The sequence below is a fragment of the Olleya namhaensis genome (assembly GCF_900114005.1).
In the GTDB taxonomy this organism is placed as follows: Bacteria; Bacteroidota; Bacteroidia; order Flavobacteriales; family Flavobacteriaceae; genus Olleya; species Olleya namhaensis.
In genome coordinates, this window is the sequence record NZ_FORM01000002.1 from 249,181 (window position 1) to 274,068 (window position 24,888).

The window sequence follows — 24,888 nt, forward strand, 5'->3', positions numbered from 1 at the left end:
CAACTAACAATCAACGCTGTAATCTTTTACTTATGAAAAAAACTACATTTTTATTTTTATTTTTATTTCTTACCACATCATTTGCATTTAGTCAAGTTTTAATTGACGAAAATTTTGATGCCGGCTTAAGCACACCAACTGGTTGGTCTAACACTGACCTTGCTAATGGTGGTGTTTGGTCTTTTGCTAATAGCGGTGAAGCTCCAGGTTTTGGGGCAGCAAACACTGTTTTATATGACGAAGGTTTCTCTGGAAGCTATCCTATTTTTGATAGTGATGCTATAGGTAATGATAGCGAACCTGAAGATGCTTATTTAGAAAGCCCAACTTTTGATGCTTCTGCATTAACTGATGTACAATTAACATTTAATCATGTTATTCGTGCTGAATTTGCTGGTAATGGTTTTGTTGAAGTGTTTGATGGTACAGCTTGGGTACAAGTCGTATTGTTTAACAGCACAAACAATACTAGTGGAGCCAACGAACTTGATTTTGGTTTTAAATCTTATAATGTATCTGCACAATTAGCAGGTGTAAGTAATGCAAAAGTAAGATTTAGATGGGTTGGAGATTATTCATATTTTTGGGCTTTTGATAATGTAAAAGTATTTTCTTGTACAGAAACTACTGCTCCAACTGCTGCAACTGCAACTACTCCTGCTAATGGTGCCACAAATGTTGCTATTGATGTTACAGGTACAACACCGTTAATTACTCCTTTTAATTGGACTGCTGGACCATCTGCTACCGTTTTCAACTTATCTTTAGGTACAGATACTGCAGGAACGGATATTGGTACTATAGATGGTGCTACTAATGGAAACGGCATTACTTTTAACTGGGCTTATGACACGACATACTATTGGTCTGTAGAGTCATTTAATTGCTTTGGGTCTACTGTTAGTGCTGTTTGGTCATTTACTACAGAAGCAGACCCTGCTTTATCTGCAGCAAGCTTTGAAGCTACTACTTTTAGTCTTTATCCTAACCCAGCTAAAAGCAGTATTAGTATTAAATCTAAATCACAACTTACGTCTATTGAAATTTTTAATCAACTAGGGCAACGTGTTATGCAAGTTGAAGCTGACAGTATGATTGAAAACACAATCAATATAAATGATTTAAAAAGCGGAATTTATTTCATGAAAATCTTTGCTGGAAATCAAGAAAAAACAATGAAATTTATTAAAGAATAAACTTTACACCAATCAAAAAAAGCGACTTTCAATTAATTGAAAGTCGCTTTTTTTATGCTTATTATTTAATAATAAACTATTCTTTATTAGCTAACTGTCCACATGCTGCATCAATATCCTTACCTCTACTACGTCTTACAGTTACAGTAATATTATTATCTTCTAACACGTTTTTATACATGTCTATGGCTTCTGATTTAGCTTGTTGGAACTCTCCGTCATCAATCGGGTTATACTCTATAATATTAACCTTACTTGGTGCAAACTTACAAAACTGTACTAATGCATCTACATCCTTACGTTTATCGTTTATGCCTTCCCAAACAACATACTCATAAGTAATACGATTCTTAGTTTTTTGGTACCAATACACCAACGCTTCTCTAAGATCTGCTAACGGGAATGTTGCATTAAATGGCATTATGGATGTTCTTACTTCGTCAATTGCAGAGTGAAGTGATACTGCTAATTTAAACTTAACATTATCATCTGCCATTTTTTTAATCATTTTTGGCACACCTGAAGTAGAGACTACAATACGTTTTGGTGACATAGCTAAACCTTCGGGAGATGTAATTTTCTCGATAGCTTTAAGTACGTTATTATAGTTCATCAATGGTTCTCCCATCCCCATAAACACAATATTACTTAATGGTCTATCAAAGTACAATCTACTTTCTCTGTCTATGGCTACTACTTGATCATAAATCTCGTCAGGGTTAAGGTTACGCATACGTTTTAATCGTGATGTTGCGCAAAATTTACAGTCTAAACTACATCCTACTTGACTAGACACACAGGCTGTGGTTCTGGTTTTTGTTGGTATTAAAACAGACTCGACAATTAAATCATCATGTAATCGTACTGCATTTTTTACTGTACCATCGCTACTACGCTGCATAACGTCCACTTTGATATGGTTTATAACAAAGTTATCTTCTAACATTTGACGCGTCTCTTTAGAGAGGTTTGTCATATCCTCAAAGGTATGGGCGCCTTTGCTCCATAACCATTCGTAAACTTGATTACCTCTAAAGGCTTTATCTCCTTCTTTTTCAAAGAATTCTCTAAGTTGCTCTTTAGTTAATGCGCGTATGTCTTTTTTCTTGATGTCCATTGGATTGCAAAAATAGTGATTTTGAATGACGATTGACGACTGTTGATTTACTTTACTTTAATTTATAACAAACCTTTGGCTAGCGCATTAGCGATGGAGACATTTGTTGAAGCTCTTGCTTTTGCCTAATAAGCAAATGCAAAGCGACTGTCGAGAGCGCGACCCTTGGGTAATGCCATAAAAAAACCTCTTTTACTGATTACAGACAAAAGAGGTTTTAATTATTTATTTAGAAAGAATTAGATGATTAACATCGCGTCTCCATAACTGTAAAATTTGTACTTTTCTTTTACTGCTTCTTCGTATGCTTTTTTCATAAAATCATGACCTGCAAAGGCAGATACCATCATCATTAATGTTGATTTTGGTGTATGAAAATTTGTGATCATGGCGTTAGCAATACTAAAATCGTATGGAGGGAAGATAAATTTATTTGTCCATCCTTCAATTTCGTTTAACGTTCCGCTTGAAGATACTGAGCTTTCTATAGCACGCATTGCTGTTGTACCTACTGCACAAATACGACGCTTTTCTTTTTTAGCATTATTGATAATCTCTACTGCTGGCGCTTCAATTTTAAGCTCTTCGCTATCCATTTTATGCTTTGAAAGATCTTCCACTTCAACAGGGTTAAAAGTCCCTAATCCAACGTGTAAAGTTACTTCTGCAAAGTCAACACCTTTTATCTCTAAACGCTTTAATAAATGTTTAGAAAAGTGTAATCCTGCTGTTGGAGCTGCTACTGCACCTTCCTCTTTTGCATAGATTGTTTGGTAACGTTCTTCGTCTTCCGGCTCTACCTCTCTTTTGATATATTTTGGTAATGGCGTTTCTCCTAAAAGTTGTAGTTTTTTTCTAAACTCTTCATAAGATCCATCGTATAAAAAACGTAATGTACGTCCTCTAGATGTTGTATTATCTATTACTTCTGCAACTAACGTTTCGTCATCACCAAAGTATAATTTGTTACCAATACGTATTTTACGTGCTGGATCTACTAATACATCCCACAGACGTTGTTCTTTATTTAACTCACGTAATAAAAACACTTCAATTCTAGCTCCTGTTTTTTCTTTGTTACCAAATAAACGTGCTGGAAATACTTTGGTGTTATTAAGAATCATCACATCCTTTTCATCAAAATACTCGATCAAATCTTTAAACATTTTATGTTCAATGGTTTGCTCTTTACGGTTTAATACCATTAAACGAGACTCGTCTCTGTTTTCAGCAGGATATTCTGCTAATAATTCATCTGGTAAGTCAAAATGGAAGTGTGATAATTTCATTTATTAATATAGTTGTTAAGTTAACAAGACTGCAAATATACAATCTGGAGATAGGCCTTGTCAAGTAAATGGGCAATTATTATTTATTAAACGCTAAAAATGAACCCTAAAGCAGCCAAATCGTCCCAAAACGTTGGGTAAGATTTTGATACTACTTTTGAATCTTCAATAATTATTGGCACTTTTAAGGCCAATGGTGCAAATGCCATAGCCATTCTGTGGTCATTATATGTTGCTATTGTAATATTTTGCTGTCTATTAGTTACTTTTTTTAATGTCAAACTGTTATCTGTAATAGCGACTTGACCTCCTAATTTTTCGATTTCGGTTTTTAAGGCTACTAAACGGTCGGTTTCTTTAATTTTTAAAGTATGTAATCCTGTTAAATGACACTCTAATCCTAAACCAAATGCGGTTACCGAAATAGTTTGTGCAATATCTGGCGCGTTTTTTAAATCGAAATTAATTTGAGTATCCAAAGTAACTTCTTCCACTTTTTGAAGCGTAACACTATTGTCTTTAAATGTTGTTGTCACACCAAAAGACTTGTAAATTGTCGCTAAAGCGGAATCACCTTGCAGGCTATTTTGTTTGTAAGAAGACAACGTAATACTTGTCCCAATAGCAGACATAGCAGCAATACTATAAAAATACGACGCTGATGACCAATCACTTTCTACGGTTAACTGTTGTGCATTAACTTCTGATTGTTTTTTAGGTGCTATAGTAATTAGATTGCCTTCAAATTTAGTTTTTACACCAATCTCTTCTAACAAACTAAGTGTCATTTTAATATACGGTACAGATGTAATTTCTCCGTCAAGTGTTAGCTCTATTCCGTTTTCTAATTTTGGAGCAATTAATAGTAAGGCAGAAATATATTGACTACTAACATTTGCTTTTAGCGTTACCTTATTTTTAGTAAGCTTTTTTCCTTTGATTAATAATGGCGGAAATCCTTGATTTTCTTTATAACTTATATCTGCGCCTAATTGATTTAATGCATCTACAAGAATTGCTATCGGACGCTCCTTCATGCGTTTAGAACCCGTCAACTCAATATCCCTACCGTCTTGCGTAGAAAAATATGCGGTTAAAAAACGCATCGCTGTCCCTGCATGATGTATATCTATAATGTTGTCCCGTGATGCCAATGCTTTTGACATTAACACAGAGTCATCACTATTTGACACATTAGTTATTTTTATTTCTGGATATAAGGCTTGTAACAACAATAATCTATTAGACTCGCTTTTTGAACCTGTTATTTGGATAGTAGAAGCTTTATGTATTGTTGATTTATTAAGGTGTAAATTCATGTAAATACTAACTTTTTGCTTACGCAGAAATGACTAAACTTTATTTTAATTTTTGATTGTTGTGATGTCTATCGTGATCACGTTTTGTTTTTATATCTAACTTTTTATCAAATGCCTCTTGCAAATCTATTCCTGTTTGGTTTGCTAAACATAAAACTACAAACATAACGTCTGCAAGCTCTTCTCCTAAATCTTTATTTTTATCAGATTCCTTTTCGCTTTGCTCTCCGTAACGCCTTGCAATAATACGCGCAACTTCTCCAACCTCCTCTGTTAACTGAGCCATATTAGTTAACTCGTTAAAATAACGCACTCCATGGTTTTTTATCCAGTTATCTACTTCTAATTGTGCATTTTTAATATCCATTTTATTGTTTTTTAAGCACTATTTTCTCAGCCTTTTTATCTGTCATAATTTTATAAAACTCTTTAAAATTAGTATAATCAGACGGTAATATATAGGTGTTATTAATCTCCAAATTTACAACTATTTGAATTTTATCGCCAATTTGTTTTGTAAGATAAGAAAAAGTTAATGCATCGGTATTAAAGTTAATTGCTTCGCTTTCTGGCAAAGACTCTAATTGATAGCCTTCCGGTATGTCTATGTTAACAATATATTTATCTGAAAGCGGACACACAAAGTCTACTGGATACGCTCTAGAATCTTGTGTAAAAGGATTTTCTTCATTAGTTAAAAACAATAAAGGCGAAATGTAAAGATTACCCGCTATATCTTCTACCGCTCCATCCAAAGTAAAATTATATGATTGCATTATTGGTTTATACACGTTATTAACGTTTTTAACTTCCAAATCTGAGACTACAAGCCCTGCATTTCCTTTTTCTATAATTTGTACTAAAGACTCATTGGTTAATCCTGCTTTATTATTTCTATAACTAAGGGCCTGATATGCTGTCAAAGCCTTTCTTAACTTACCTTCCATTGATAAATCCGCATTGATTTGTACACTGGCAGACACAATATTCTTAGATTGCACTGATGGGCTTAAACTAATCCAAGTCGAACTTCCATCTTCTCTAATTAATCTTCCTTGCCAATTAATCACATATTCTGGAATAATGTTAGGTTTTGTAAAACGACTAGAAGCATCCAAAAGCAACACACTATCTTGTGCCTCTACTGCGCAAATCACATAATTAAATCCTGAACGTGTTGGAAAAAGTGGCACCCCATTATCTTTTGTACTTACTAAAACTGGATTAGCATTTACACCTGCATATCTTAGCATTGCTACCAACATCAAATTGATATCCGCTACATTTCCTGTTCCTTCTTTAAATGCTTTTTTAACCCCATTTTCGGCAATAAAACCAATGTAATCGTTAAACTTAACTTTACTTTTAACTAGGTTGAAAATTAATAGAATTTTTTCATCATCAGAGGTTGCCTTTGCAATTGCAGCATCCACTGCCTCTTCAAAATATCTTTTTTTATTAAGTTGCCCACCAAAATCCTCATCATTATAAATTGTTTCCGTCACTCGCTCCCAACTAGTAGCCACACTTTTTATTTTTAAATCCGGACCTCTATAAAACGCGTATTCAAAAGCAATTAGTGCTCTATAATTATTCAAGTTATCTATAAACGGTTCTTCTTTTAATGCTGGAATATCTTCCATGTAAACACTTACTACATTCTCTTTAAAAGCAAGGTTTGATTCTGAAAATTTGGTAGTTGAAGTTTTAACTACGGTTCTTTGTTTTGTTAGAATTTTTTCATCACGTACTTTTTGTGATTCATTTATTTTGGGTAAAAAAGAAGATTTTGGATTGACTACCTTATTATAATTATAAAATTCAGGAGTTATAATATCTACTTCAATTTGATTGATAGGAATTTGATACTGCAAAACAACATCTTCTATACTTAAGAAAGGTGACTTTATTGAGTATTCAAACTCTATTACACACCCTTCACTTAATCCTGGCATAGTAAAAGTACAAGACGTATAATATTTACTTGTTCTTTTCTCAAAAATATTCTCATTTCTAAGCTTGTCTTTTTGTATCTCGCCATCTACAAGCGTATAAGTATACCCTTTTAGTCCTTCAATTTTTTGTTGACTAGTATTACTAACATCATACAAGCTTATCTTTTTTATGGCCCAATCATAGCCTTCCTTATTGTATATCTTTATACGCTCATGATATCTTGTCTCTTGCGTAAAACCGTCTTCATTATTAAAAGGAAAACTAGTATATTGTTTTTTAAACAACACTACTGCATTTGCCTCAGGATGATTTGGGTGACTGGTTTCTTTTAATTCTTCTTTACTGATTTTTCCAAATTTAAAATTTTGTGATTGTCCTACAACGGACATAAACATAAACGCAAGGATGATTAATTTTTTCATTTATTTAGTTAGTAGTGGTTAATACTATTTTTGATTTATCGTGTTTAATAATAGCGAATCTAAATTTTCTAAAAGCACTATAATCTTCTTTAGAAAACTGCCCTTTATTTATAATAATTATGACACCTAAAGACTATTAATAGGTTTTTTGATGATGTCTACTTAAAACAATCAATGACAACGTCAGTCCTATATTTTTTTTAGCACTATTTTTTCTAAGTTTTTTTCAACCATAAATTGATAAAAACTTTTAAAATCTGAGTAAGACTCAGGCAAAATAATCGTTTTGATTATCTCTAAATTTTTAGATAATTGGATAGTATTACCCGTTTGCTTTATTAAATATGAAAAACTAGCGGATGTATCATTAAAATTTAGTTTAGTACTTTCTGGGAGTGACTCAACCTTATACCCCTCCGGTATTATAATAGTGACGGTTTGCTTTTCTGATGTAGGATATATAAAATCTATAGGATAACCTCTAACATCTTGAGTAAAAGGATTTTCTTCTTTATTTAAAAATAATAGTGGTGAGACATAAATATTATCTCCTATTTTTTCAGCTGCTTCCTCAAAAGTAAAATCATACGTTTCTGATACAGGTTTAGTTTTTGATTTCACGTTTTTTGTATCCAACTCAATTACAACAAGTCCGGGGTTTTCTCTTTCCTTATATGCTATCAAATCCTCTTTACTTTTATTATAAAAGTTTTTTCTGTAATTATAGGCCTGATAATTAGTAAAAAACTGTCTTATTTTCCCTTTAGCAGAAAGGTTTTCATCCAAATTAATACTTATTGACACTACTTTTTTTGAAGTGCTTTTTGGATTTAAACTAACCCATGTAGAGGTCCCATCTTCTCTGATTAATCGTCCTTGCCAATTAATAGCCTTTACAGGTAAGATATTAGGCTTTGTATGCTGCTCTGTAGCATCTAAAAGCAGTAATTGATCCTGAGTTTCGACAGCGCAAACAACATAGTTAAATCCAGTTCTAGTTGGAAATAATGGCACACCATTATTTCTTGTACTTAACAGTACTGGATTAGCTTTTATTTTAGCATATCTCAACATAGCAATTAGCATTAAATTAATATCTGCTGTATTACCAGAACCATCTTTATATGCGTTTTTAACACCATTTTCTGAGGTATAACCTATAAAATCATTTTTCTTAATTTTAGTTTTTACAAAGTCAAAAATTAGTTGAATTTTCTCTGAGTCTGTAGCCACAGTTTTAATCAAGTTGTTAACATCGTCTTCAAAATAATTACTTTTACTAAGCTGCCCACCAAAATCTTCATTATTATAAATATTGCTAATTACTTTATCCCAATTAGTAGCATAATTTTTTATTGTTCCATCTGGCCCTTTATAAAAAGCATATTCAAATGCCACCTTAGCTCTGTAATTATCTATATTATCTGTAAATGGCTCGTCGACCAAAGCTGGTAAATCTTCCATATATATTTTGACTACATTCTCTTTAAAAACAAAACTAGAGCTATTAACCGTTGATTTTGGAACATAAAAACCTGTTCTTACTTTACTTACTACCGTTTCTTTTCTATCTTTTTTTGACTCTTCAATTTTTGGCAAAAAAGAAGCTCTCGGGCTAACAAACTTATTGTAGTTGAAATATTCAGGGGTTATAATATCTATCTCAATTTTTTTAATAGGAATATCATATTGCAAAACAACATCGTCTATTGATAAAAAAGTAGATTTTACTTTGTACTCAAATTCTATAATGCAACCCTCTGCCAAACCAGGCATTGTAAAAGTCTTAGAACTCCAATATTTATTATTATCTTCTTTGAAAATATTTTCATTTTTGAGCTTACTTTTTTCAATTTTACCATTTACAAGTTTATAAGTATAACCTTTTAGACCAATTAAATTTTGACTCATAGAACTGTTCTCGTTATATAACTCAATTCTTTTCGTAGCCCAATCATAACCTTCTTTATTATAAATTTTTATACGCTCATAATATTCAGTTTCTTGTTCAAATCCATTTTCTTCTGAAAAAGGAAAACTTGTATATTGTTTTTTAAACAACACTACTGCATTTGCCTCAGGATAATTTGGGTGACTGGTTTCTTTTAATTCTTCTTTACTGATTTTTCCAAATTTAAAATTTTGTGATTGTCCTACAACGGACATAAACATAAACGCAAGGATGATTAATTTTTTCATTTATTTAATTAGTAGTGGTTAATACTATTTTTGATTTATCGTGTTTAACAATAGCGAGTCTAAATTTTCTAAAAGCACTATAATCTTCTTTAGAAAACTGACCTTTATTTATAATAATTTTTCTTTTGAATACTAAATTTTTGTCATCTGTTTGTTTTATTGAATAGTGATATTCTCCAAACTTATTTTTTATTACTACATCGTCCTGTAATGCTTCTACTTTAACATTCTCTGGTAACGTAATTTGATATTGATCTTCGTCCACAAAACCTCTATCAATCTCAAAAGGCAATTTTCTGTTTTTATATCTTGGCGGTGCTGTTTTAAATTTATTAAAAAAGTTAGGTTGCATTAACCACCTATCTCCAGCTTTAGTTACATACTTGTCTACTTGTAGGTCTAAATCTTCTTTAAAAACAATATTATCTTTATCATTGTTAAAAAGCATATTATTTACTTGTAGGTTATTTATATCCGAAAAATTATCCTTGTAATATAGCTTGTTTTCTTTTTCTGTTTGGACTTCAATACGTCTGTATTTATCGTATTGCGTCCCTTTAGAAGTAATATTTAACTTGGCTTTAAACCCTCCTAAACTATCTAATATAATATTGGAGTTAATTACCTGACTGTTTTCATTTGTGCTGTATACTTTTGTATGAACTATTTCACCTCCGGATGGCGTAACAATTAAAACGTCTCTGTCATCTGTAAAGTTAGCATTGTAACCAAAAGGCGTGGACTGGCTAGTGCACTCTAAAGTGATATAACCATTGTTGTCGGGTATTGACAGTATTGCATGATTACCTTGTAAAGATGAAAACGATGCATCTATACTCCGCACATCTTGTCCTCCATAAACAATTGTATAAAAAGAGGTAACTCCAACCTCATCCAAAAGCGCTTTTGTATAATTGGATAACCCTTTACAATCTCCATATCCTAATCTATCCACATCACTTGCAAGCATAGGCTTCCAACCTCCAATCCCGACTTGCACACTTATATAACGTGTTTTATTTTGCATAAACTGATATACAATCTTAGCCTTTTCTAAATCTGTTTTTGCATTTTGGGTAAGTGCTTTAATTTCTACCTTAACAATTTCTGGAAGTTCTTGAGTACCATCAATTAGCTTATCACTCATCCATTTACCAAAATCACTCCAACTATTATTATCCCCTTCAACACCTAGCATACTAAATTGTTTAAGCGCAAATTTAACGGAAGGTGCCACGCTATAAAACGACGGGCTATAAGCCTCTCTTTTTATCGCTGATAGATTATTGGCTTGATAATTATAGTCGGACATTTTTTCAATTTTAAACGCTTCTAAGTTGCTGGCTTTAAAATCTAAAGGTATGTCTGTTTGATTTTGTATTTTATACGATGCTTTTTCTACACTTAAGTAATAGTCATCAATAGGAAACCACTGAGGTATAAAAGCAGTATTAGAGGATATCACTTCTAAATTAAACACTACAGTGTATGGATAAGACACAGGTGTGTAGTCGATATAACGCGCTCTGTTATCTGTAAAAATAGATACACCGTCAGCAACACTAACATCTATAAAATCTTTTTTCTTGAACTTTTTAATTTCTTTTCCAAAAGCATTAAAAACTACTGCCTCTAATGTTTTGATGGACTTTGACTGATCATAATATACGACCGCTCCAACATGTCTTTGACCTCTTTCGTTTAAAACAGTAACAACGCGTTGCTCTGTAATAACTATTTTATCCCTTGCTTCAATACTGACATCTATTGTACTAGATCGTACTATAGCATTTGCGTTTGATTGTAAATCAGGGTTTAAAACTATAGCTTGGTAACTATCTTGAGAAAATACGTTGACTGAAAAGAAAAGCATACATAGTATACTTTTTAAGAATGTGTTTGTAGGCATTACATCTAATTAGCCAACAATATAGACATATTATGATAAAAACGAAAACTGTTCGGTACTAATTAAAACAAAAACAGTAATAAATATCCTACATTTTAATTTATTCAACAAAAACAGGAACTATGCATGAAAAATCAGAAGATTACGCTTTATTTTTAGAGTCCATAATTATTGTCACTGGACCGTCATTTACCAGTTCGACTTTCATGTCTGCACCAAATTGACCGGTTTGAACGGGCTTCCCTAAAACTAATTGTATTGATTTAACAAACGCCTCATACAATGGTATTGCCACATCAGGTCTTGCTGCTTTTATATAACTTGGCCTGTTACCTTTTTTTGTGCTTGCGTGTAGTGTAAATTGACTAACAACAATAATATCACCTTTGGAGTCTATAAGCGATAAATTCATGACTTGATTATCATCATTAAAAATACGACAATTAGCAATTTTATTGACCAACCATTTAATGTCTTCTTCCGTATCCTCTGCAACAATACCAAGTAAAACCAGTAATCCAATATCAATATTAGCTACCTTTTTATCTTCAATGGTAACGCTAGCTTTACTAACACGCTGGATAACTGCTTTCATTTATTCTTTTTCCCAAATATCGGTTCTGTAATGTTCATCATCCCCTTCAATAAGTTGCACATAACTTTTGTATCGTGATGCTGCAATTTCATCTTTTTCTAATGCCTCTTTAACCGCACATTTAGGTTCTTCTATATGCAAACAGTTATTAAATTTACAGTCTTGTTTTAAAGCAAAAAATTCGGGATAATAATCTCCAATTTCTTCCTTTTCCATATCGACTATTCCAAACCCTTTTATACCGGGCGTGTCAATAATTCGTGCATCAAAACTTAAATCAAACATCTCTGCAAATGTTGTGGTGTGTTGACCTTGCATATGTTGTGATGATATTGCTTTTGTTTTTAGATCCAAAGTAGGCTCTATTGCATTAACTAATGTAGATTTTCCAACACCAGAATGTCCTGTAAACATACTAACCTTGCCCTCCATTAGCGCCTTAACTTGGTCTAGATTTTTTCCGGTCTTCGCCGAAATACCAATACACTCATAACCAATATGTCTGTATACATGAGCCAGGTATCTAACCTCATCCAAAGTATCTTGATCATAAGTATCAATTTTATTAAATAACAAAACTGCTTTTATATCATAAGCTTCCGCAGTAACTAAAAAGCGATCAATAAAACTTGTAAATGTTGGTGGATTGTCTATCGTGACCAATAAAAAGACTAAATCAATATTTGAAGCAATTATATGCGTTTGCTTAGACAGGTTTACAGACTTACGCACAATATAGTTTTGTCTATCGTGAATTTTGTCAATAACCCCTGTTTCTTTATCTGATTTTGTATCCAATTCAAAGTCTACAAAATCTCCAACCGCAATTGGATTTGTACTTTTAATACCTTTAAGTCTAAACTTACCTTTTATTCTGCACTCGTAAGTTTGACCTAATTCGGTCTTTACTGTGTACCAGCTTCCTGTAGATTTATATACGCGTCCTGTCATTATTACAAATATGAAAATTATTATGGTCTCAACCAACAAAAATCAGTATCAAATGGCATCCTTGGTCTGTTTATTTTTTTTATTAACTTCGTATCTTAATCTAAACACATATTATGAAAAAAAACTATTTATTTATCGCTTTAGCCATAGTTGGCTTTATTTCTTTCTCTTTTATTACTAAATCTGACAATAGAGTTCAGGTAGAGTATAAAGTTGTAACTGTTGTAGAATCTATAGTACCTAATGGCTTAGGTCGTTCTAGAATGATATCTGCAAATGAGACTAAAGATTACAAAGAATATACAACTGTGCGCTCTGACGATAAAGATTCTGATGAAAAAAACAAATCTAAAAGAAGTGAAATCAGAGTTAAAAATTATGACGAAACTAAGCTATTAAACTTTTATAATTTAGGTGGAATTAGATTTCAAAATATAGCTGCTAACGATGCTGTTATGACTTCAAAAGTTAACGACATGGTTGCCCAAGGATGGGAATTAGCCTTTATTAATACTGGTGTTGAAAGTGAAGGAGGAAAAGGTGATGGTAAAGGTATTTTTATTACAAGATATACGTTTAAACGAACACTTTAAAACACAAAAAAGCCTCTTAAATTTAAGAGGCTTTTTTTTTATATTCAAAACTAAAATTATCCTTTTATAATTTTTTCTTGATGATTAATAGACTCTTGATGAATAGCCTTAAACATTTTTAAGATAAACTCTTCACTTAGACCTTTAGACTCACCTTCTAAAACCATTTTTCCTAAAATCTCGTTCCAACGTTTACTTTGTAAAACTGCAACGTTTTTCTGTTTTTTAAGACCTCCTATTCCATCAGCAATTTTCATACGTTTACCTAAAGCTTCGATAATCTGATTATCCACAACATCAATTTGCGCTCTTAGGTTAGTTAATTCCTGATTGTATTCTGCTTCTGGATCAGATTCTTTTCTAATCTTTAAATCTACCATCATTTGAATTAAAGATGCAGGTGTTACTTGCTGTGCCGCATCACTCCATGCATTATCAGGATCTGTATGAGTTTCAATCATTAAACCATCAAAATTTAAATCTAATGCAGTTTGAGAAACATCAAAAACCATATCACGTTTTCCAGTAATATGCGATGGATCGTTTATTAATGGTAAATCTGGAAATCTGTTTTGAAACTCAATAGCAATTTGCCATTCTGGAATGTTTCTATACTTCGTTTTTTCGTAAGTAGAAAACCCTCTATGGATTGCTCCTAAGTTTTTAATACCCGCAGTATATAATCTTTCAATACCACCTAACCATAAGGCTAAATCTGGATTTACTGGATTTTTAACTAATACAATTTTATCTGTTCCTGCCAATGCATCTGCTAATTCTTGCATGATAAATGGACTAACTGTAGATCGTGCTCCAATCCAAAGTAAGTCAACATCATTTTCTATAGCTAATTTTACGTGTGCCGCATTAGCAACTTCTGTACAGGTTTTCATACCTGTTTCTTCTTTTACTTTTTTAAGCCAATTCAAACCTAAAGCACCAACACCTTCAAACATTCCTGGTCTAGTACGTGGTTTCCATATACCTGCTCTAAAATAGCTAACATCCGTATCTTTTAGCTCGTGCGCTATTTTTAATACTTGCTCTTCTGTCTCTGCACTACATGGTCCAGCGATTACTAATGGATGATCTAACTTCATGTCATCCAACCAGTTTCTCATTTCTTTTTTGTTTTCCATAATCTTCTTATCTAATCCTATAAAATTTTATAGAATGTTACTATTTATTGTATTCCGTTTAATATTTGTTTGATGTAATTGGTGTCTTTCATTTCGTTAAAGACACCTTCAAAATCATCGTTTTCTATAAGGTTTTTAAACTGTGTTAAATTAGCGATGTAATCCTCTAATGTTTCGACTACATTAGTTTTATTCTGTTTAAAAATAGGAGTCCACATAGCGGGACTACTTTTTGCTAATCTTACTGTACTTTCAAATCCCGAACCCGCCATATCAAAAATATCACGCTCGTTTTTTTCTTTTTCAATGACCGTTTTCCCTAACATAAATGCACTAATATGTGATAAATGCGACACATAAGCAATATGTTTATCATGAGATTCTGGATTCATATAACGCATACGCATTCCTATTTCCGTAAACAAACCGACTGCTTTTTCTTGTAGCTTGAAGGCTGTTTTTTCTACTTCGCAAATAATATTTGTCTTTTGATTAAACAAATCTCTGATTGCTGCTTTTGGTCCTGAAAACTCAGTTCCTGCAATAGGATGCATTGCTAAAAAATTGCGTCGTCTTGGATGGTTCGCTACCACTTTGCAGATATCAGACTTAGTCGAACCAACATCAGCAACTAACGTAAAATCTGATATTTTATCAAGCACATCGGGCAAAACACTAACAGAAGCATCCACAGGAATAGCTAATACTACTAAATCTGCCTTATCTAAATCTTCAAAAGTGGCTTTATGATCAATAACACCAAGCTCTAAAGCTTGATTTATGTGGTCTTCGGATTTATCAATACCATAAACTTTAACTTCAGGACGTTTATTTTTTATGTCCAAAGCCAAGCTACCGCCAATTAATCCAACACCAATTATGTATATATTTTGTATCATACTCTTGCTATTGCTTCTTCTATTTGTTCTACTGTTGCACATAACGAAAATCTTACATACCCTTCGCCTTGTGTTCCAAAAACTGTCCCTGGTGTTATAAATAGACTTTTATCGTGTAACAAAGTATCTATAAATGTTTCTGATTTGTAACCTTCTGGTGCTTTTGCCCAAACAAATAAACCTGAAGCTTCTTTATCATAGGTACAGTTTAATTTATCTGCTAACTGCCAAACTAATTCACGACGTGTTGTGTATACCGTATTTAAACTATCAAACCACTCTTGCGGACTATTTAATGCAGCTATTGCTCCTTTTTGAATCCCGTAAAACATACCAGAATCCATATTACTTTTTACTTTTAAAATTGCATTTATATGTTCTGGACTTCCTAAAACCATTCCAATTCTCCAACCAGCCATATTAAAAGTTTTACTTAGAGAATTTAGCTCCAAACAAACATCCTTTGCACCTTCAACATTTAAAATACTTAATGGATTATTATTTAAAATAAAACTATAAGGATTATCATTTACTAGTAAAATATCATGCTTTTTAGCAAAATCGACTAACTTTTTCAAATCCGTTTTAGACGCTTTAGCACCTGTTGGCATATGCGGATAACTGGTCCACATAATCTTAACGTTACTTAAATCTAAGGTTTCAATCTCCTCTAAATTAGGCAACCAATTATTGCTTTGATCTAAATTATAAGTGATAGGATTAGCTTGCACTAATTTAGTCACAGCTGCATACGTTGGATATCCTGGATTAGGAATTAATACGCTATCACCTTCATTTAAAAAAGCCATAGATATATGCATAATTCCCTCTTTGCTTCCCATTAATGGTAACACTTCTGCATCTGGATTAATTGATACGTTATAATGTGCTTTATAAAAATCCGCAATAGCTTGCCTAAACTCTGGTAAGCCTTGATAACTTTGATACTTATGCGCATTAGCATCTAACAAACCTGCTGTTAACGCTGCAACAACTTGTTTTGATGGTTGTAAATCTGGGCTTCCAATTCCTAAATTAATGATAGGTTTTCCTGCTGCTTTTAAAGCATTGACCTCCTTTAATTTTTTAGAAAAGTAGTATTCCTCTACACTATGTAATCTATTAGCTACTTTCATTATATTTTCGCATTTTTATATTGACCAATAACCTTAAAATGTGTGGCCATAATATCCATTATAGATTTGGCTTTTTTAAAATCTTGATAATCCTGAAATGTAACATCTACAAAAAAGGCATATTTCCAAGGAGTTTCAATTATTGGTAAAGACTGTATTTTTGTTAAGTTTAATTTGCAATCACTCATAACATTCAAAATGGTTGCTAAACTTCCTCTTTTATGATCTAATTCAAATTTGATAGATGCTTTATTTATTTCCGCTTCAGCGATTTCAGAATTATCTTCTTTTACAATAACAAAACGGGTTTCGTTATGCTTAATCGTCTGAATACTTTTTGCTAAAATATCTAACTCAAATATCTCTGCAGCTAAAGCACTAGCAATAGCCCCAGTATTTTTTAATTGTTTTTTATGGATACGCTCCGCAACCTCAGCAGTATCCTTATCTTCTATAAGTTTAATATGAGGATATTGTTTAAAAAAGGCTTTACATTGTAACAACGCCATAGGATGAGAATACACTTCTGTAATGTCCTCTATCTTTTGATTGGGAAGCGCCATTAAATTATGCTGAATATCCAAATAATACTCGCCAACAATGTGCAAATTATTAGCATCTATTAATGCGTAATTAGGAATAATAGAACCTGCAATTGAATTCTCAATAGCCATTATAGCTGCATCCGTCTCCTTTTTAAGAACACTATCTACCGTTTGATCAAAAGACATAAATGGCGCTATACTAACAGGAGTCTTAAAATAATTTTGAGACACAATGTGATGAAACGATCCTTTTATACCTTGTATGGCTACTGATTTTATCAAATTATTATTTATTTACTGATTTACCTCATTCTTTTTTTACACAATCATGACCTATAAAAACAAAAAAAGTCTCGATATATATCGAGACTTTTTAAAAAATATATGTTGTAAAATTACATATACAGTGTCTCGTTCCTTTTGTTAAAAAAGAAATAATACCAGCTGAAATATGTAGTGTTTATTGTGCTCATGTTTGTAATAATACTGCTAAAGTAAATAATAAAATGATATAACAAAACACTAAGCATCTATTTTTGTGCTTTTTAGTAAAGATTTAAAGATTTATTAATAATGTGTGGTTTAAATTACAGAATGTCTATTTTTGAGTAAACATTACAAGTATGTCTATTAAAGTTGAAAACATCACTAAAGTTTACGGCTCACAGAAAGCTTTAAATAATATTTCTTTTGAAATCGATCGTCCCGAAATTGTTGGTTTTTTAGGGCCTAATGGTGCCGGAAAGTCTACAATGATGAAGATTTTAACCACATATATTAGTCCTACCGAAGGTGAAGCGGCTGTTAATGGCCACGATATTTTAACAGACACCAAAAACGTACAGAAAAGTGTAGGCTATTTACCTGAGCATAATCCTTTGTATTTAGAACAATATGTACGAGAGTACCTAAGCTTTAATGCCAGCGTCTATAATGTTGACAAAACACGTATTGAAGAGGTTATTAAATTAACAGGATTAACACCAGAAGCACATAAAACTATTGGACAACTAAGTAAAGGATACAGACAACGTGTTGGCCTAGCAAATGCTTTACTGCACAATCCAGAGGTTTTAATTTTAGACGAACCCACAACCGGCTTAGATCCAAATCAATTAATTGATATCAGAAACCTAATTAAAAATTTAGGAAAAGACAAAACTGTATTTTTATCAACACATATTATGCAAGAAGTAGAAGCTATGTGTGATCGTGTGATTATTATTAATAAAGGTGAAATTGTTGCCAATAAAAAACTAAAAGACTTACGCGATGGACAAGCACAAATTGTTGTTGTCGAGTTTGACTACAGAGTAGAAGATGCTTTTTTACTTAGATTACCAAATGCTAAAAAGGTGAAAAATACACATGATTTTATTTACGAAATCACTTTTGAAACCTCTGAAGATATGCGCAGTAACGTGTTTGATTTTGCACATGATAACGAACTTAAGATTCTTCAGCTTAATCAGAAAAACGCGAGTTTAGAAACTTTATTTCAAGAGCTAACTAGTTAAGTTACTCAAAAATTACTCGTCCATCAAATAGTTCTGATTTTGTAACTGTTGATGGTGTATTTACAGCTATAACATCTCCTGTACTAACCAAATTAGCTATTAAGCTAACCTGAGGATTAACTATAATATCATTACTTCCTCTGTGGTAAATGGTAACATTTTGTGCTATTAAATTACGACCTTCAAAACGACCATCTCCAGATGCGTGATTTATATTTAAATTTTCAGTCGTTCCAGAAATGATATTTGTAGTTACATTATTAATTACCACTGATAAATTAGTACAAGTAACTTCTAAATTAAAATTACCCACATTATAGTATTCTCCATTATAATCTTCTGACAACAACCTTAATTCAGGGAAGTTTAGCATACCAATACTATTTACATCAAAAGCACTGCTATTTCTTATTTCAATTAGATTTGGTGTCGTAACATAAACTTTAGTAACACCGTAATCTCTTGTCAAATTACATCCGTTGTTATCTTTTAAAATTAATTGTCCATTCTCAACATAAACTTGTGTGTCATTCAGCAAGTTTTCGCCTGTTTCTAAAACCACCTTTTGAGTTAATCCTTGTTCAACAAACAACTCTACATTTTGGTAAACTAATATTTTAGTAAACAAATCAACTTCAATGTCCTGCTGAATGATATCTCCTGCACTTTGAAAACAATCTGGAGCATTTTCCGAATTGCACCCTAACAGAAAAACTGTAGTTAAAATAAGTAATATTTTTTTCATATAATTTCCGCGTAAGCGGTATGTTTTAAATTTTAAAAAGTTTCCGCGTCAAGCGCGAAATAACAAATTACAGACGTATTCCAATTCCAAATTCAACTGCCTCTGCTTTTGCACCATGTGACTTTAAGGTTAATGCACCGTACATTTTATTTCCAAAATAACGTTTTAAACCTATTCTATTATAAACACGTCCTTCAAAATCAAAAGGATAATACACATAGTAACCTAACTGGGTTATTAATGATGTTTTACTAATAAACAATTCGTGTCCTACAAATACTCCAACTCGTTTATAATCCTCATCTCCTGACACATTATCTTCCGGAAAAGCAACAGATTTATATCTAATATGAGTTTTCAAAAAATTAGAGAAAAATACATCTGTACCTGCTTGAATCGCACTTTTATGATTTAAACGTTTATCCGCATAAGCAGAAACCACATAAAATGCATACTGCCCCGAATTAATAATATCGCTCTCGTTAACTCCTGTTCTTAAAGCAAAGTTATACTTTACTTTCTCTGTAAATGCTTCGTCTACATGCTCGATAAATTCCGTGGTGTTTTCTGAATCAAAAATATAATTTACTCCTAAATTAAAAGCGATACTATTTATAGAACTGTTAGGTGCCTTTACGTTAGCATTGGAATAATGTATTAAAGTCAAACCCGTTTGCAACCCAAAACCTTTAAATAGGTTTTCCTTTTTATAATTAAGCATTAAATAAGTACTACTTAATATGGCTGTACCAAAAGCGTTGTTACGGTAATTATCTACTTTGTCATATGGATTAGTATTATATGCTAAACCCTGACCAATCCTAAACATTAAGTTACGATTGAAAAAGTAAAAATTATAGTGCGCATAAACACCAAAATTATTTCCTAAAGTTTCGTTTTTTAAATCTTGATAAATAACTGAAGCCCCATAATCTGGGTAGTTAAATCTACTTTCCCAAGTTTTTTTACCAAATGTTTTTTGATTATAACTTAAAATAAATCCTGTAGGATGCCCTTTTATTAAATGTGAAATATCACTATTATGCTCCGCTATGTTTCCATAAAAAAGGTTAAGATCTAATGTAAACGGATTTTTTTCTTCTTGAGCCAAAGCAAACACTCCAAAAATCAAGAGTAAACAACTAAAATAATACTTCATTTAAATACTGAAAGTTAGGGCACAAAAGTAACTAATTTAAATAAAGTGTAGCGTAGTTATTACAGAATTACTATTCGAATAAACTTGAAGACAAGTAACGATCGCCACGGTCACAAATAATAGCAACAACAACACCTTCATCTAAGGTTTCAATTAATTTTAAAGCAGTCGCTACAGAGCCACCACTACTCATACCTGCAAGAATACCTTCTTCCTTTGCCAAACGTCTTGTCATAGCAATAGCTTCGTCCTGACTAACTTCTACTATTTGATCAACTTTAGAGGCATCAAAAATACTTGGCACGTAATCTGGAGACCATTTTCTTATTCCTGGTATCCTAGAACCATCCATTGGTTGTGCACCAATAATCTGGATATTACTGTTTTTTTCTTTTAGATATGTAGAGTTACCCATTATGGTTCCTGTGGTTCCCATTGCTGAGACAAAATGAGTTATTGTCCCGTTGGTATCTCTCCAAATTTCAGGCCCTGTGGTTTTATAATGTGCTTTCCAATTGTCATTATTTTCAAATTGATTTAATAATAAATACCCTTTTTGGTCTCTCATATTAAAAGCAACATCTCTAGCACCTTCTATTCCCTTATCTGCACTTGTCAATACTACCTCTGCACCATAAGCACGCATTGTTTTAACACGTTCTATTGTTGCATTTTCTGGCATTACCAAAGAGATATTAATCCCAAATAAACTTGCAACATAAGCTAGTGCAATACCTGTATTACCACTTGTAGCTTCTACGATATGTCCCCCTTTTTTTATGTCACCTCGTTTTACAGCTTCGGCAATCATATTATAAGCAGGTCTGTCTTTTACACTTCCGCCAGGGTTATTACCTTCTAGTTTTAGAAATAATTTGACGTTAGGCTTAGAAACTAAATTTGTAGACTCTACTAACGGTGTATTTCCTATTTGCTTTAAAACACTCATAACTTATCTATTAGTTATTTTTATATCTGACTTGTAAGTAACCAATGCATTCTCCGGTATAGACTTTGTAATCCAAACATTGGCACCAATTATACACCCTTTTCCAATAACAACATCACCACCTAATATGGTCGCATTAGCATAAATAGTTACGTTATCATGTATTGTTGGATGTCGTTTTGTGTTTTTCAATGCTTTTTCTACAGTTATACCACCTAAAGTTACCCCTTGGTAAATAATAACATTATTATGTATAACAGCAGTTTCTCCGATTACAACTCCCGTTGCATGATCTATAAAAAATGAGGCTCCAATAGTTGCTCCAGGATGAATATCTGTACCTGTTATACCATGTGCATATTCCGAAATCATTCTTGGTAAAATAGGGATTTCTAATAGCCATAATATATGACTTATACGATACATGGCAATCGCATAAAATCCCGGATACGCTAAGTACACTTCTTTTACACTTTTTGCTGCAGGATCACTATTATAAGCTGCTTCTGCATCTAATTGCAATTTAGATTTTAAGGTTTTTATATCCGTTTTAAACTGCCCCCATTTTGTATTACAAACACCGCAATCTAGTGCTTTTGACACATAAAAAAAGTCTGCCTTTAAATCTTCTAAAAGCTGTTCTTGATTATCTGAAACTTCTAAAGCACAATAAAACAATTCTTTTGCTAAATCTTCTACCTTTTCTTTAAACCTAAATGGAATTTGCAATTCTTTTTGCATACTATATTATTTAATACTTTTAGCTACTACTCTACATTAATAATGGGCACTGGCTAAAAGTATTAATAACGTCATGTTTATCAAACTATAGCTTTTACCACTGCTTTTGGAGACTCCTTACGTGTTCCATCAAACCCATCTACACCACTTACAGTTGTATATTTTAAAACAAATTTCTTGCCAGGATTTAATATTTTATAAGCCGATTGGCACATTAATGTTGCTTCATGAAAACCACATAAAATCAACTTTAATTTACCTTCGTAGGTATTAACATCTCCTATAGCAAATATACCATCTATATTAGTTTGGTAATCAACCGTGTTTACTTTTATCGCATTTTTTTCGATTTCTAGACCCCAATTACCAATTGGCCCTAATTTTGGCGATAGCCCAAAAAGCGGAATAAAATAATCAGTATCCAAAGTGGTTGCTTCTCCATCCTTTGAAACCGTAATACCCGTAATATGATCATCTCCATGCAATGCAGTAACTTCAGCCGGCGTGATTAAATTTATTTTATTTAACAATTTTAATTCCTGAACTTTTTCAACAGAATCTAATGCCCCTCTAAACTCATTTCGTCTATGTACTAAAGTAACACTTGACGCGACATCTGCTAAAAAGATTGCCCAATCTAAAGCAGAATCTCCACCACCAGCAATAATTACTTTTTTATCTCTATAAACTTCAGGATCTTTAATAAAATAATTAACCCCTTTATCCTCGTACTGCTCTATATTTTCTAATTTAGGTTTTCTTGGTTCAAAACTACCTAAACCACCAGCGATAGCTACAATTGGCGCATGGTGTTTTGTCCCCTTATTTGTAGTTACAATAAAACTACCATCCTCTTGTTTATCTATTGTTTCTGCACGTTCTCCTAAAGTAAACCCTGGCTCAAACTGCTTACCTTGCTCCAATAGATTACCCGTTAAATCTCCTGCCAAAATCTCTGGAAAACCAGGAATATCATAAATTGGTTTTTTAGGATATAACTCAGAACATTGTCCTCCAGGTTGTGGTAATGCATCAATTAAATGGCACTTTAATTTTAACAATCCCGCTTCAAAAACGGTAAATAAACCTGTTGGTCCAGCTCCTATTATTAATATATCTGTTTTAATCATACTATTTTATTTTTTCTACTAAGCCTTTAGTAAATTCATTTAATTTTTCGACTTTTTGTTCAAAATCTCCTTTTATAGTTTTTCTATATTCGTTTAGATTTTTTACTAAATCATCAATATTTTCTGGTATCACGTCTTCAAAAAACTGACGTAATCGCTTTGCTGTGGTTGGCGACTTCCCGTTGGTAGAGATAGCAACCTTTACATTACCTTTAGTCACAATACCACCCATATAAAAATCACAATATGGCGGATTATCAGCCACGTTAACTAACTTACTTTGTGCGCGACAAGCATTATAAACCTGAACATTAACCTCGGGTAAATCTGTAGTTGCAACAACCATATGTTTACCTTCTAAATAAGAATCGTTATACGTATCAATTATCCTTGTAACATTTCCTGTGTCGGCTATTTTTATAGTGCCTTCTCTAAACATGGGAGACACCATAGTAACATTAGCATCTGGACTTGACTTTAACAAAAACGTTAGTTTTTCTTCAGCAACAAAACCGCCTCCAATAATCAAAACTTCTAAGTTTTTAACTTTTAAAAATACTGGATATAGATTATTTCTTTCCATAATTATTATGCGATTGCACGTTGCTTGATTCGACTAGCTTGATTTGCTTTTTCGTACATCGTATCTAAATTAACACGTTGATTAACCACCTCTCCAATAATTATAATTGCTGGAGACGACAATTGCTTTTCTGCAACAATAGCTTCAATAGTACTGATCTTACCAATCCCTACTTTTTCATCCTCTCGGGTGCCATTCTGAATAACCGCAATTGCTGTATCTGCCTTACCTTCCGAAGTAAAAATGGAAACAATTTCTGACAGCTTCCCCATACCCATTAATACAACCACGGTTGCTGTAGATTGTGCTGCTAATGCAATATCTGACGAAATTTCGTGAGATTTTGTCGTCCCTGTAATTACCCAAAAACTTTCTGAAGCATTTCGCTTTGTAAGCGGAATACCTTGATAAGCTGGCACTGCAGAAGACGAAGAGATACCAGAAACCACTGCTACTTCAATTGCATATTCCTTAGCATATTCCAACTCCTCTGCACCACGACCAAAAATAAATGGATCTCCACCTTTTAATCTAACCACATGATTACCTCTTAAAGCGCGCACCACAATTAATTCGTTAATTTGATTTTGCTGGTAAGCATAACAACCTTTACGTTTACCCACAAAAATAAGTTCTGCCTTTTTTGAAGCATACTCCAATAGTGCTTTATTAACCAAAGCATCATACATTATAACATCGGCAGACTGTATAGCCTTTATTGCTTTTAATGTAATTAATTCTGGATCTCCTGGCCCTGCGCCAACAACTGTTAATCTTGGATTTATCATGAGTACGTGAT

23 protein-coding genes are annotated in these 24,888 nt (G+C 32.6%); 3 read left to right on the plus strand and 20 right to left on the minus strand.

What is annotated here, in order from left to right:
* Nucleotides 1-32: 32 nt before the first annotated feature.
* Entirely contained in the window at nt 33-1,196 is a 1,164-nt protein-coding gene (locus BMZ09_RS04195; RefSeq protein ID WP_090837790.1) for a T9SS type A sorting domain-containing protein, read from the plus strand.
* Nucleotides 1,197-1,272: 76 nt separating this feature from the next.
* Here the strand turns inward: BMZ09_RS04195 and rlmN are convergent, their stop codons facing one another.
* From rlmN to rsgA, 9 genes are all read right to left on the minus strand, one after another.
* Complete coding sequence (gene rlmN / locus BMZ09_RS04200) at nt 1,273-2,313, minus strand: dual-specificity RNA methyltransferase RlmN (protein WP_090837792.1); 1,041 nt, start codon at nt 2,311-2,313, stop codon at nt 1,273-1,275.
* A 239-nt stretch (nt 2,314-2,552) separates the two neighbouring features.
* Nucleotides 2,553-3,602 carry a tRNA preQ1(34) S-adenosylmethionine ribosyltransferase-isomerase QueA gene (gene queA / locus BMZ09_RS04205; protein WP_090837794.1) on the minus strand — a complete coding sequence of 350 codons (1,050 nt, stop codon included), beginning with the start codon at nt 3,600-3,602 and terminating at the stop codon, nt 2,553-2,555.
* A gap of 86 nt (nt 3,603-3,688) precedes the next feature.
* Nucleotides 3,689-4,921 (minus strand): 3-phosphoshikimate 1-carboxyvinyltransferase, encoded by a 1,233-nt coding sequence (locus BMZ09_RS04210; protein ID WP_090837795.1) that lies wholly within the window; start codon nt 4,919-4,921, stop codon nt 3,689-3,691.
* Between the two features lie 40 nt (nt 4,922-4,961).
* On the minus strand, nt 4,962-5,288 hold the full coding sequence (locus BMZ09_RS04215) for a nucleotide pyrophosphohydrolase (RefSeq protein WP_090837797.1): 327 nt from the start codon (nt 5,286-5,288) through the stop codon (nt 4,962-4,964).
* Between the two features lies 1 nt (nt 5,289).
* Complete coding sequence (locus BMZ09_RS04220) at nt 5,290-7,299, minus strand: DUF3857 domain-containing protein (protein ID WP_090837799.1); 2,010 nt, start codon at nt 7,297-7,299, stop codon at nt 5,290-5,292.
* Nucleotides 7,300-7,488: 189 nt separating this feature from the next.
* Complete coding sequence (locus BMZ09_RS04225; RefSeq protein ID WP_090837801.1) at nt 7,489-9,498, minus strand: DUF3857 domain-containing protein; 2,010 nt, start codon at nt 9,496-9,498, stop codon at nt 7,489-7,491.
* 4 nt (nt 9,499-9,502) lie between these two features.
* Complete coding sequence (locus BMZ09_RS04230; RefSeq protein WP_090838331.1) at nt 9,503-11,371, minus strand: DUF3857 domain-containing protein; 1,869 nt, start codon at nt 11,369-11,371, stop codon at nt 9,503-9,505.
* A gap of 178 nt (nt 11,372-11,549) precedes the next feature.
* Entirely contained in the window at nt 11,550-12,002 is a 453-nt protein-coding gene (gene dtd, locus BMZ09_RS04235) for a D-aminoacyl-tRNA deacylase (RefSeq protein ID WP_090837803.1), read from the minus strand.
* On the minus strand, nt 12,003-12,953 hold the full coding sequence (rsgA, locus tag BMZ09_RS04240) for a ribosome small subunit-dependent GTPase A (protein ID WP_090837805.1): 951 nt from the start codon (nt 12,951-12,953) through the stop codon (nt 12,003-12,005).
* Between the two features lie 113 nt (nt 12,954-13,066).
* Between rsgA and BMZ09_RS04245 the strand changes: the two genes are divergently transcribed.
* Nucleotides 13,067-13,546, plus strand: a complete 480-nt coding sequence (locus BMZ09_RS04245) for a hypothetical protein (RefSeq protein ID WP_090837807.1) — start codon at nt 13,067-13,069, stop codon at nt 13,544-13,546.
* Nucleotides 13,547-13,602: 56 nt separating this feature from the next.
* On the opposite strand, the gene BMZ09_RS04250 is transcribed toward BMZ09_RS04245, so the two are convergent.
* The 4 genes from BMZ09_RS04250 to BMZ09_RS04265 are packed head-to-tail and all read right to left on the minus strand — an operon-like array spanning nt 13,603 to nt 17,547.
* Nucleotides 13,603-14,685 carry a bifunctional 3-deoxy-7-phosphoheptulonate synthase/chorismate mutase type II gene (locus BMZ09_RS04250; RefSeq protein ID WP_090837809.1) on the minus strand — a complete coding sequence of 361 codons (1,083 nt, stop codon included), beginning with the start codon at nt 14,683-14,685 and terminating at the stop codon, nt 13,603-13,605.
* Between the two features lie 44 nt (nt 14,686-14,729).
* Nucleotides 14,730-15,581 (minus strand): prephenate dehydrogenase, encoded by an 852-nt coding sequence (locus BMZ09_RS04255; protein ID WP_090838333.1) that lies wholly within the window; start codon nt 15,579-15,581, stop codon nt 14,730-14,732.
* Nucleotides 15,581-16,723, minus strand: coding sequence for a pyridoxal phosphate-dependent aminotransferase (locus BMZ09_RS04260; RefSeq protein ID WP_090837810.1), 1,143 nt, complete (start codon nt 16,721-16,723; stop codon nt 15,581-15,583). Before BMZ09_RS04260 ends, BMZ09_RS04255 begins: the two co-directional genes overlap by 1 nt.
* Complete coding sequence (locus tag BMZ09_RS04265; RefSeq protein WP_090837812.1) at nt 16,720-17,547, minus strand: prephenate dehydratase; 828 nt, start codon at nt 17,545-17,547, stop codon at nt 16,720-16,722. The genes BMZ09_RS04260 and BMZ09_RS04265 overlap by 4 nt, the downstream gene beginning before the upstream one ends.
* Nucleotides 17,548-17,888: 341 nt before the next feature.
* On the opposite strand from BMZ09_RS04265, the gene gldA reads away from it, so the two are divergent.
* The gene (gldA, locus tag BMZ09_RS04270) at nt 17,889-18,782 is read left to right on the plus strand and encodes a gliding motility-associated ABC transporter ATP-binding subunit GldA (RefSeq protein ID WP_090837814.1); all 894 of its coding nucleotides are present in this window, start codon (nt 17,889-17,891) and stop codon (nt 18,780-18,782) included.
* 1 nt (nt 18,783) lies between these two features.
* Here the strand turns inward: gldA and BMZ09_RS04275 are convergent, their stop codons facing one another.
* The 7 genes from BMZ09_RS04275 to cobA form a co-directional block, all read right to left on the minus strand.
* Complete coding sequence (locus tag BMZ09_RS04275) at nt 18,784-19,527, minus strand: head GIN domain-containing protein (RefSeq protein ID WP_090837815.1); 744 nt, start codon at nt 19,525-19,527, stop codon at nt 18,784-18,786.
* A 67-nt stretch (nt 19,528-19,594) separates the two neighbouring features.
* Nucleotides 19,595-20,686: an acyloxyacyl hydrolase gene (locus tag BMZ09_RS04280; protein ID WP_090837817.1), complete on the minus strand. Its 1,092-nt coding sequence runs from the start codon at nt 20,684-20,686 to the stop codon at nt 19,595-19,597.
* Between the two features lie 70 nt (nt 20,687-20,756).
* Entirely contained in the window at nt 20,757-21,635 is an 879-nt protein-coding gene (gene cysM / locus BMZ09_RS04285; RefSeq protein ID WP_090837820.1) for a cysteine synthase CysM, read from the minus strand.
* 3 nt (nt 21,636-21,638) lie between these two features.
* Complete coding sequence (gene epsC / locus BMZ09_RS04290) at nt 21,639-22,376, minus strand: serine O-acetyltransferase EpsC (protein WP_090837821.1); 738 nt, start codon at nt 22,374-22,376, stop codon at nt 21,639-21,641.
* Nucleotides 22,377-22,456: 80 nt separating this feature from the next.
* Nucleotides 22,457-23,506, minus strand: a complete 1,050-nt coding sequence (locus tag BMZ09_RS04295) for an NAD(P)/FAD-dependent oxidoreductase (protein WP_090837823.1) — start codon at nt 23,504-23,506, stop codon at nt 22,457-22,459.
* 1 nt (nt 23,507) lies between these two features.
* A complete protein-coding gene (locus BMZ09_RS04300; RefSeq protein ID WP_090837824.1) occupies nt 23,508-24,089 on the minus strand; it encodes a precorrin-2 dehydrogenase/sirohydrochlorin ferrochelatase family protein in 582 nt (193 codons plus the stop codon).
* 5 nt (nt 24,090-24,094) lie between these two features.
* A complete protein-coding gene (gene cobA, locus BMZ09_RS04305; protein ID WP_090837826.1) occupies nt 24,095-24,877 on the minus strand; it encodes a uroporphyrinogen-III C-methyltransferase in 783 nt (260 codons plus the stop codon).
* Nucleotides 24,878-24,888: the final 11 nt, after the last annotated feature.

Coding starts and splice junctions, on each gene's coding strand:
- BMZ09_RS04195 (WP_090837790.1), top strand. CDS start 33: ATGAAAAAAACTACATTTTTATTTTTATTTTTATTTCTTACCACATCA.
- rlmN (WP_090837792.1), bottom strand. CDS start 2,313: ATGGACATCAAGAAAAAAGACATACGCGCATTAACTAAAGAGCAACTT.
- queA (WP_090837794.1), bottom strand. CDS start 3,602: ATGAAATTATCACACTTCCATTTTGACTTACCAGATGAATTATTAGCA.
- BMZ09_RS04210 (WP_090837795.1), bottom strand. CDS start 4,921: ATGAATTTACACCTTAATAAATCAACAATACATAAAGCTTCTACTATC.
- BMZ09_RS04215 (WP_090837797.1), bottom strand. CDS start 5,288: ATGGATATTAAAAATGCACAATTAGAAGTAGATAACTGGATAAAAAAC.
- BMZ09_RS04220 (WP_090837799.1), bottom strand. CDS start 7,299: ATGAAAAAATTAATCATCCTTGCGTTTATGTTTATGTCCGTTGTAGGA.
- BMZ09_RS04225 (WP_090837801.1), bottom strand. CDS start 9,498: ATGAAAAAATTAATCATCCTTGCGTTTATGTTTATGTCCGTTGTAGGA.
- BMZ09_RS04230 (WP_090838331.1), bottom strand. CDS start 11,371: ATGCTTTTCTTTTCAGTCAACGTATTTTCTCAAGATAGTTACCAAGCT.
- dtd (WP_090837803.1), bottom strand. CDS start 12,002: ATGAAAGCAGTTATCCAGCGTGTTAGTAAAGCTAGCGTTACCATTGAA.
- rsgA (WP_090837805.1), bottom strand. CDS start 12,953: ATGACAGGACGCGTATATAAATCTACAGGAAGCTGGTACACAGTAAAG.
- BMZ09_RS04245 (WP_090837807.1), top strand. CDS start 13,067: ATGAAAAAAAACTATTTATTTATCGCTTTAGCCATAGTTGGCTTTATT.
- BMZ09_RS04250 (WP_090837809.1), bottom strand. CDS start 14,685: ATGGAAAACAAAAAAGAAATGAGAAACTGGTTGGATGACATGAAGTTA.
- gldA (WP_090837814.1), top strand. CDS start 17,889: ATGTCTATTAAAGTTGAAAACATCACTAAAGTTTACGGCTCACAGAAA.
- BMZ09_RS04275 (WP_090837815.1), bottom strand. CDS start 19,527: ATGAAAAAAATATTACTTATTTTAACTACAGTTTTTCTGTTAGGGTGC.
- BMZ09_RS04280 (WP_090837817.1), bottom strand. CDS start 20,686: ATGAAGTATTATTTTAGTTGTTTACTCTTGATTTTTGGAGTGTTTGCT.
- cysM (WP_090837820.1), bottom strand. CDS start 21,635: ATGAGTGTTTTAAAGCAAATAGGAAATACACCGTTAGTAGAGTCTACA.
- epsC (WP_090837821.1), bottom strand. CDS start 22,376: ATGCAAAAAGAATTGCAAATTCCATTTAGGTTTAAAGAAAAGGTAGAA.
- BMZ09_RS04295 (WP_090837823.1), bottom strand. CDS start 23,506: ATGATTAAAACAGATATATTAATAATAGGAGCTGGACCAACAGGTTTA.
- BMZ09_RS04300 (WP_090837824.1), bottom strand. CDS start 24,089: ATGGAAAGAAATAATCTATATCCAGTATTTTTAAAAGTTAAAAACTTA.
- cobA (WP_090837826.1), bottom strand. CDS start 24,877: ATGATAAATCCAAGATTAACAGTTGTTGGCGCAGGGCCAGGAGATCCA.